4 protein-coding genes and 1 pseudogene are annotated in these 8,908 nt (G+C 75.2%); 1 reads left to right on the top strand and 4 read right to left on the bottom strand.

The annotated features are described in order from the left end of the window. Positions 1-200: 200 nt before the first annotated feature. From OO57_RS36630 to OO57_RS36645, 4 genes are all read right to left on the bottom strand, one after another. Positions 201-767 carry a flavin reductase family protein gene (locus OO57_RS36630; protein WP_051778718.1) on the bottom strand — a complete coding sequence of 189 codons (567 nt, stop codon included), beginning with the start codon at positions 765-767 and terminating at the stop codon, positions 201-203. Positions 768-853: 86 nt separating this feature from the next. Further along, on the bottom strand, positions 854-1,690 hold the full coding sequence (gene mpaM / locus OO57_RS36635) for a daptide-type RiPP biosynthesis methyltransferase (protein ID WP_033257160.1): 837 nt from the start codon (positions 1,688-1,690) through the stop codon (positions 854-856). A 163-nt stretch (positions 1,691-1,853) separates the two neighbouring features. Beyond that, positions 1,854-2,657 (bottom strand): SDR family NAD(P)-dependent oxidoreductase, encoded by an 804-nt coding sequence (locus tag OO57_RS36640; protein WP_033257161.1) that lies wholly within the window; start codon positions 2,655-2,657, stop codon positions 1,854-1,856. Continuing rightward, a complete protein-coding gene (locus tag OO57_RS36645) occupies positions 2,654-3,754 on the bottom strand; it encodes a MupA/Atu3671 family FMN-dependent luciferase-like monooxygenase (RefSeq protein ID WP_051778719.1) in 1,101 nt (366 codons plus the stop codon). The genes OO57_RS36640 and OO57_RS36645 overlap by 4 nt, the downstream gene beginning before the upstream one ends. A 330-nt stretch (positions 3,755-4,084) precedes the next feature. On the opposite strand from OO57_RS36645, the pseudogene OO57_RS38870 reads away from it, so the two are divergent. Further along, positions 4,085-8,908, top strand: a pseudogene (locus tag OO57_RS38870) (beta-ketoacyl synthase N-terminal-like domain-containing protein); the annotation flags it as partial.

An 8,908-nucleotide genomic window follows, 5' to 3' on the forward strand; every position in this document is an offset into this window, starting at 1 on the left:
GGGCTGGGAGGCGGGCTGGGCGGGGGGCATGGCGTCCTCGGTTCCGGTCGGCGGCCAGGTGGGGCCCGGGTGGGCCCTTCGGGGGCCTTTCGGGACCGAGTCTGGCGGGGCCTGGCGGCCGGGGCCGGGGTTCGGACGGGCGTCACCCGGGCGGGTGGGCCGGGCCCGGGGCGCGGGCCGGACGTGCGGGTGACGCCCGCTCAGGAGTCCGAGGAGTCGGAGGAGCCCGAGGAGTTCGTGGGGTGCGCGGCCGGGTGCGCGCGGAAGGTGCCGGGGCGGCCGCGGTGGAACAGCAGGGGCGGCTCGGCCTCCCCGGTGCCGAGGCGGTGCACCCGGCACAGCACGATGACGTGGTCGCCCGCCGGGTACTCGTCCTGCCGGGAGCACTCCAGCCAGGAGATCGCGCCGCCGACCAGCAGCGCGCCGCCGGGGGAGGGGCGCCAGTCGACGCCGCGGAACTTGTCCGGGCCCTTCGCGGCGAACTGTCGGCAGACCGGGAGCTGGTGGTCGCCGAGGACGCTGATGCCCAGCCGTCCGGCGTCCCGCAGCCGCGGCCAGCTGCTGCTGGTGTCGGCCACGCAGAAGGACACCAGCGGCGGTTGCAGCGAGACCGAGGTGAAGGAGCTGACCGCGAGTCCGGCCGGTCGGCCCTCGGCGTCCAGCGCCGCGACCGCGGCCACCCCGGTGCCGAACGCGCCGAGGACCTGCCGGAAGCGCTCGGGGGTCACGGCCCCGGCACCGGCGGGTGCGGCGAGGGGTTCGCTCAACTCTGCTGCCCCGCTTCCTGGTCGGGCCGGACGCCCGGCCCCGGACCGCGGTGGTCGGGGCCGGGCGTCCGGAGGGTGGCCGTCCGTCAGAGGGTGACCTCGAGCAGCAGGCGGCGGCGGGCGCTGCTGCTGCGGGTGATCTGGTGGCGGTTCACCAGCTCGCGCTGGGCGACCAGCTTGAGGCCCTCGGCGGACAGCTCCTGCTCCAGGCCGGACAGCGGGGCCAGGTGCGTCCAGGCCGTGTACATCGCGGTGTCGGTGACCTCGCCGTCCTGCACCCGGTTGGCCAGGATGCTGGTCGAGCGCAGGCCGTCCGGCTCGACCCGGTCGATGAAGGTGCACAGCACCGGCGAGGTCTCGTCCTTGGTCGGGAAGACCGAGGTGTACTCGAACGCGGCCGTGGCGCCGTCGAACTCGGCGATGTCCAGGACGGTGAGCAGGAAGCGGCCGTCCTCGGCGAGGTGCTCGCGCACGCAGCGGAACAGTTCGGCCCGCTGCTCCCGGGTCAGGTTCCAGACGGCCGTCGCGCCGAGCACGATCAGGTCGAACCGGCGGTCCAGCGCGAAGGCGGTCATGTCGCCCTCGACGGTGGTCAGCCGGCCCGCGTACTCCTGGTGCTCGGGCTCCTGGAGGCGCTCGGCCAGGATCTCCAGCATGGACGGCGAGTTGTCCAGGCCGACCACCTCGAAGCCGCGCTGCAGGAACGGCAGGGTCAGCCGGCCGGAGCCGCAGCACAGCTCCAGCACGGCGCCCTCGCGGCCCTCCGCGGCGCTCAGCAGCTCCTCCACCTCGGCGTTGTCGCGCACGGTGAACGAGTGGTAGAAACCGGCGCCCGCCGAGTCGTACATGCCGTGCTGGTGGATCTTGCCCGCGAACAGCTCCACCAGAGCCGCCGCAGTCCCCTTGAGCTGGTACTCGGTCATGGGTTCCCTTCCCTCTCCGATCACTGGCCAAGACCCTAGGCAGCGCTGCCAAACGGCCGCTTTGCCGCCGCTAAAGCGACAGGAGCGGGCGCCGGGGCTGGTGTTGAAGCAGACGTCTGGGCGGACGTCGGGGCGGACGGTGGGGCGGACGGCGGGGCGGGCGTCAGACCTTGGCGCGGGCGGGCAGCAGGCGCGGGTCCATGCTGAGCAGGACGCCCCGGGTGCCGCCGTCGACCGGCAGCGAGACGCCGGTGGTGGAGGCCGAGGCCGGGCCCGCCAGGTAGCAGATCGCCGCGGCCACCTCCTCGGCGGTGCACAGCCGCCCGTTGGGCTGGCGCCCGCTCACCGCGGCGAAGGCCGCGTCCGGGTCCGGCGCGGCGTCGACCAGGCGGCGCACCCACGGGGTGTCGACGGGGGCCGGGGTGACGCAGTTGACCCGGATGCCCTCGTGCAGGTGGTCGGCGGCCATCGCCGTGGTCAGGGCCAGCACCGCGCCCTTGGACGAGCAGTAGACGGCCGCGTTCGGCAGGCCCACGGTCGCGCCCAGCGAGCACATGTTGACCACGGAGGCGTGCGCCGAGCGGCGCAGCCACGGCAGCGCGGCGCGGGCGGTGCGGACCATGCCGAACACGTTGACGTCGAAGACCCGCTTCCACTCGTCCAGGTCGCCGGACTCGACCGTGCCGCGGCCGAGGACACCGGCGTTGTTCACCAGGATGTCGAGGCCGCCGAGCCGCTCGGCGGCCTCGGTGACCGCGGCCAGGGTCGACGCGTCGTCGGACACGTCGCCGCGGATCCCGATCAGCGGCTCCGGGACGGCCGGCTTCCCGTCGGCGTCCAGGGCGTTCAGGTCCAGGCAGGCCACCCGGGCGCCGCGCCCGGCCAGCATCAGGGCGGTGGCCAGGCCGATGCCGGAGGCGCCACCGGTCACCAGGGCGGTCAGGCCGTGCAGTTCGCCGTTCGTCATGCGGATTCCTCCAGGGTGTCGTCCGGGCTGTCGTCCGGGGTTTCGTCCGGGATGTCGTCGGAGCAGCGGGCGCGCAGTGCGTCCAGGTGGTGCAGGCCGTCCAGGACGCGGTCCTCGGGCACGCCGAAGTCGATCAGGCAGGCGATCTCGTCCACGCCCGCACCGCGCAGGCGGCGGACCGTCTCGACGCCGTCGTCCACCGTGCCGAAGAGGCCGCCGGTGTCGAAGTAGCGGTCGAAGGAGCGGGCGACCAGGAACTCGCGGTCCTCCGCGCTCAGCCGCTCCAGGTCGATGCCGGGCATCGCGGCCGCCGCGGTCTTCATGATCAGGCCGATCGAGGAGCGCAGGTAGTCGCCGAACGGCTCGCGGACCTCCTCGCGGACCTTCTCCCGGTCGTCGCCCAGCAGGGTGTGCAGCATCAGCGAGACGTGGCCGCGCGCGTCCGGGCCGTGCGCGGCGGCCAGCTCCTCCCGGTAGGCGGCGACGTTCCGGGCCAGCTCGGGGAGGTCCTGGCCGATCAGGTGGGTCAGCACGCCGGTGCCCAGCCGCCCGGCGGTCCGGAAGGTGTCCGCGCTGCCCGCGCTGGTCAGCCAGATCGGCAGCTCGGCCTGCACCGGCGGCGGGAACATCCGCACCGCGGACTCCTGCCCCGCCCCGTCCCGGAACACCACCTCCTCGCGGGCCCACAGCCGCCGCACCGTCTCGACCGCCTCGACCAGCAGCTCCTTGCGGGCGCGGTAGTTGTCCGGCTGCAGCACGAAGTCCACCGCGTGCCAGCCGGAGGCCAGCGAGACCCCGGCCCGGCCCCGGGACAGGTTGTCCACCACCGACCAGTCCTCGGCGATCCGCATCGGGTGGTGCAGCGGGGCGACCACGCTGCCCGCCCGGATCGAGATCCGCTCGGTGACCGCGGCCAGCGCGGCACCGACCACCGCCGGGTTCGGGTACTGCCCCCCGAACTCGTGGAAGTGCCGCTCCGGCGTCCACACCGACGAGAAGCCGTGCCGGTCGGCGAACTTCACGCTCTCCAACAACAAGCGGTAACGGTCGCCGCCGGCCGACCCGTAGTCCGCGAAATAGAACAGACCGAACTCCACGAAGGACCTCCCACCTGGTGACACTCGCCGACTTGGCACCGTAGCCAGCCGCCCCGCGCGCGCGGAACCCGCCTTTAGCGCAGGCCAAGGCAGGCTTTGGCCGGGCCGGTGACACTGACCCGACGATCGGCGACCGGTACGAGGGAGCGGTGAACCACCGTGGCCAAGCAGAACCCTTTCGACCAATCCCCCGCGGACCCGGCCCAGTCGGCCGGAACCGAACCGGTCGGGCCAGGGCCGGAGTCGGGCGGTTCGGAGTCGGGCGGGCCGGTGTCGGGCGCTTCGGTTCCGGACGCTTCGGTTCCGGCCGGGTTGGTGTCGGCTGGGTTGGTGTCGGGCGGGTCGGCGTCGGGCGGGTCGGCGTCGGACGGGGCGGTTCCGGACGGTCAGGAGCGGGCCGTCGCGGTCGTCGGCCTGTCCTGCCGCCTTCCGCAGGCCCCCGACCCCGAGGCGTTCTGGCGCCTGCTCCGGGCCGGACGCAGCGCCGTCACCCCGACCCCGCCCGACCGCTGGCGCCCCGAGGGCCCCGGTGACCCGGCGGCCGCCGACGTCCCCGGCGCCGGGCACGGCGGGTTCCTCGACAGCGTCGACACCTTCGACGCGGAGTTCTTCGGGCTGTCCCCGCGCGAGGCCGCCGCGACCGACCCCCAGCAGCGCCTGGTCCTCGAACTCGCCTGGGAGGCGCTGGAGGACGCCCGGCTGCTGCCCGCCGCCCTGGCCGGCACCCGCACCGGCGTGTACGTCGGCGCGATGCACGACGACTACGCCGCGCTGCTCCACCGGCGGGGCGGCAGCGCCCTCACCGCGCACTCCAACACCGGCCTGAACCGCGGCGTGATCGCCAACCGGGTCTCCTACGCGCTCGGCCTCAACGGGCCCAGCCTGACCGTGGACTCGGCCCAGTCCTCGGCCCTGGTCGCGGTCCACCTGGCCGCCGAGAGCGTGCGTCGCGGCGAGTGCGACCTGGCGCTCGCGGGCGGCGTCAACCTCAACCTCACCCTGGCCGGCACCGTCGCGGCCGCCCGCTTCGGTGGCCTGTCGCCGCGCGGCCGCTGCGCCGTCCTCGACGCCGAGGCCGACGGCTACGTGCGCGGCGAGGGCGGCGGTCTGGTGCTGCTCAAGCCGCTGGCCGCGGCCCTCGCCGACGGCGACCGGATCCACGGCGTCCTGCTCGGCAGCGCCGTCAACAACGACGGCGCCACCCCCGGCCTGACCGTGCCCGACCGCTCGGCCCAGCAGCGCGTCGTCCGGGCCGCCCACCGGCGCGCCGGAACCCGCCCCGACCAGGTGCAGTACGTCGAACTGCACGGCACCGGCACCAGGGTCGGCGACCCGGTCGAGGCCGCCGCCCTGGGGGAGGCGCTGGGCCGCGACCGGACCGTGCCGCTGGTGGTCGGCTCCGCCAAGACCAACGTCGGCCACCTGGAGGGCGCCGCCGGCATCGTCGGCCTGCTGAAGGCCCTGCTGAGCATCCGGCACCGGGAACTGCCCGCCAGCCTCAACTTCCGCACGCCCAACCCGGACATCCCGCTCGCCGAACTGGGCCTGGAGGTGCGCACCGCCACCGGCGCGTGGCCGAGCCCCGGCGAACGGCTCGTCGCCGGGGTCAGCTCCTTCGGCATGGGCGGCACCAACTGCCACGTGGTGGTGGCCGAGCCGCCCCGGTCCGCTGCCCGCGCCGAGGCCCACGCCGACGCCCGGCCCGACGCCCGTTCCGAGGCCCGGCCCGTGCTGTGGCCGCTGGCCGCCCGCGGCCCCGAGGCGCTGCGGGCCCAGGCCGCCCGGCTGGCCGAACGGCTCACCGGCACCGGAGGCGACGGGCAGGACGACCTCCCCGGCGGCGGGCCGACCCCCGCCGCCGTCGGCTACTCGCTGGCCACCACCCGCACCCAGTTCGAGCACCGCGCCGTGCTCGTCGGCCGCGACCGGGACGAACTGCTGGCCGGTCTCACCGCGCTCGGCCGCGGCGAACCGGCCCCCGGCCTGGTCACCGGCACCGCCCCCGCCACCGGCCTTGGCGCCGCCCCCGGCACCGGCACCGCGGACCGGGCCGGGGGCCTGGCCTTCCTGTTCTCCGGCCAGGGCAGCCAGCGCGCCGGGGCCGGGAAGGAGCTGTACCGGACCGAGCCGGTGTTCGCGGCCGCCCTGGACGAGGTCTGCGCGGAACTCGACCGGCACCTGGACCGCCCGCTGCGCGAGGTGCTGTTCGCCGAGCCGGGCAGCGCCGCAGCCGCCCTGCTGGACCGCACCGGCCGCACCCAGCCCGCGCTGTTCGCCGTCGAGGTGGCGCTGTTCCGGCTGCTGGAGAGCTGGGGCGTCGTCCCCGACCGCCTGTTCGGCCACTCGGTCGGCGAGCTGGCCGCCGCGCACGTCGCGGGCGTCCTCGACCTCGCCGACGCGGCGACCCTGGTCACCGCCCGCGGCCGACTGATGGAGGCGCTCCCCGCCGGTGGCGCGATGGTCGCGCTGGAGGCCTCGGAGGAGGAGGTGCGGCCGCTGCTGGCCGCCGCGGACGGCGCGGTCGACCTCGCCGCCGTCAACGGTCCGCGCGCCGTCGTCGTCTCCGGCGACGAGCGCGCCGTCGAGGCGATCGCCGACGCGGTGCGCGAACTCGGGCGCAGGGTGAGGAAGTTGACGGTCAGTCACGCCTTCCACTCGCCGCACATGGACGCGATGCTCGCCGAGTTCCGGACGGTCGCGGCGGCCCTGCGCTACGCCCCGCCGCGGATCCCGGTCGTCTCGGACGTCACCGGGCGGCCCGCCACCGCCGAGCAGCTCTGCTCGCCCGACTACTGGGTCCGGCACGTCCGGGCCGCGGTGCGCTTCGAGACCGGCATCACCACCCTGCTCGAACTCGGCACCACCGCCTTCCTGGAGCTCGGCCCCGACGGCGTCCTCACCGCGATGGCCCGCGACTGCCTGGCCGGACGCCGGGCCGTCCTCCTGCCCACCATGCGCCGCACCTCCCGCGACGAGGCGCACACCCTGCTCACGGCCGTCGCCGGCCTGCACGCGCACGGCCGCACCCCCGACTGGGAGCGGCTGTTCGACGGCACCGGGGCCGGGCGCACCGACCTGCCCGGCTACGCCTTCCAGCGCACCCGGCACTGGTACCCGGAGACCACCGTCCCGGTCACCGCCGTCCCGGTCGCCGCTGCTCCGGTCACTGCTGCTCCGGTGACCCCCGCTCCGGCCGCTGCCGAGAGCGCCGCGGTGTCGCGTCCCGTCCGGGCGGGAGCCGTCGAGCGCGGGCAGGACCTGCTCGACCTGGTGCGCCGGGAGGCGGCGCTGGTCCTCGGCCACGTCGCGGACACCGCCGTCGACCCCGACCGGCCGTTCAAGGACCTGGGGTTCGACTCGCTGCTCGCGGTCGAACTCCGCGACCGGCTCGGGGAACGGACCGGCCTCGCCCTGGAGTCCGGTCTGCTGTTCAACCACCCCACGCCGGGCGCCCTCGCCCGGCACCTGGCGGACCTGGCGGCCGACCCCGCCGAACGGCCCGACCCGCAGCCCGCCGACCGGGACGGCAGCATCGCCGCCACCACCGACGACCCGGTGGCGATCGTCGGCATCGGCTGCCGGCTGCCCGGCGGGGTCGCCTCGCCCGAGGACCTGTGGCGGCTGGTCGCCGAGGGCCGGGACGCCATCGGCGCCCTGCCCACCGACCGCGGCTGGGACCTCGACGCGCTCTACGACCCGGACCCGGAGCGGGTCGGCACCTCGTACTGCCGCGAGGGCGGCTTCCTGTACGGGGCGACCGGCTTCGACGCCGCGTTCTTCGGCATCTCGCCGCGCGAGGCCGCCGCGATGGACCCGCAGCAGCGGCTGCTGCTGGAGACCGCCTGGGAGGCCGTCGAACGCTCCGGCATCGACCCGGGCGCACTGCGCGGCACCCGGACCGGCGTCTTCGTCGGCGGCACCGCGCTGGAGTACGGGCCGCGCCTGCACGAGGCGGGCGAGGACACCGGCGGCTACCTGCTGACCGGCAGCACCAGCAGCGTCATGTCCGGCCGGGTCTCCTACGCGCTGGGCCTGGAGGGTCCGGCGGTGACGGTCGACACGGCGTGCTCGTCCTCGCTGGTGGCGGTCCACCTGGCGGCGCAGGCGCTGCGGCGCGGCGAGTGCTCGCTCGCGCTGGCGGGCGGCGTCACCGTGATGTCGACCCCGGGCATGCTCACCGAGTTCAGCCGTCAGCGCGGCCTGGCCCCCGACGGCCGTTGCAAGGCCTTCGCGGCGGGCGCGGACGGCACGGCCTGGGCGGAGGGTGTGGGTCTGCTGGTGCTGGAGCGCCTGTCGGAGGCGCGGCGCAACGGGCACCGGGTGCTGGCGGTGGTGCGGGGCAGTGCGGTGAACCAGGATGGTGCGTCCAACGGTCTGACGGCGCCGAGTGGTCCGGCTCAGCAGCGGGTGATCCGGCAGGCGTTGGCGGATGCGGGGCTGAGTGCCGCCGATGTGGATGCGGTGGAGGCGCACGGGACGGGCACGACGCTGGGTGACCCGATCGAGGCGGAGGCGCTGATCGCGACCTACGGGGCCGAGCACAGTGCGGAACGTCCGCTCTGGCTGGGCTCGTTGAAGTCCAATATCGGCCACGCGCAGGCGGCGGCGGGTGTGGCCGGTGTGATCAAGATGGTGGAGGCACTGCGCCGGGGCGAGTTGCCGCGGACCCTGCACGTGGATGAGCCGTCGTCGCACGTGGACTGGTCGGCGGGGACGGTGGAGTTGCTGACGGAGCACCGGAGTTGGGAGGGCGAGGGTCCGCGTGGTGGTGGGTGCTGATCGGGAGGGGTTGGTGGCGGGGTTGGGTGCGTTGGTGGAGGGGCGTGGGGTGTCGGGTGTGGTGTCGGGTCGTGTGGTGTCGGGTGGTCGGGTGGCGTTCTTGTTCACGGGGCAGGGTGCGCAGCGGGTGGGGATGGGGCGTGAGTTGTATGACGCGTTTCCGGTGTTCGCTGCTCGGTTGGTGGTGTCGTTGGGTGTGGTGCCGGGGGTGTTGGTGGGTCATTCGGTGGGTGAGGTGGGGGCGGCGTGTGTGGCGGGGGTGTTGTCGGTGGGGGATGCGTGTCGTTTGGTGGTGGCGCGTGGTGGGTTGATGGGGCGGGTGGTTGGGGGGGGGGGTATGGTGTCGGTGGAGGCGTCGGAGTCGGTGGTGCGTGG

The sequence above is a fragment of the Kitasatospora phosalacinea genome (assembly GCF_000717185.1).
Classification (GTDB): domain Bacteria; phylum Actinomycetota; class Actinomycetes; order Streptomycetales; family Streptomycetaceae; genus Kitasatospora; species Kitasatospora phosalacinea_A.

Coding starts and splice junctions, on each gene's coding strand:
- mpaM (WP_033257160.1), bottom strand. CDS start 1,690: ATGACCGAGTACCAGCTCAAGGGGACTGCGGCGGCTCTGGTGGAGCTG.
- OO57_RS36640 (WP_033257161.1), bottom strand. CDS start 2,657: ATGACGAACGGCGAACTGCACGGCCTGACCGCCCTGGTGACCGGTGGC.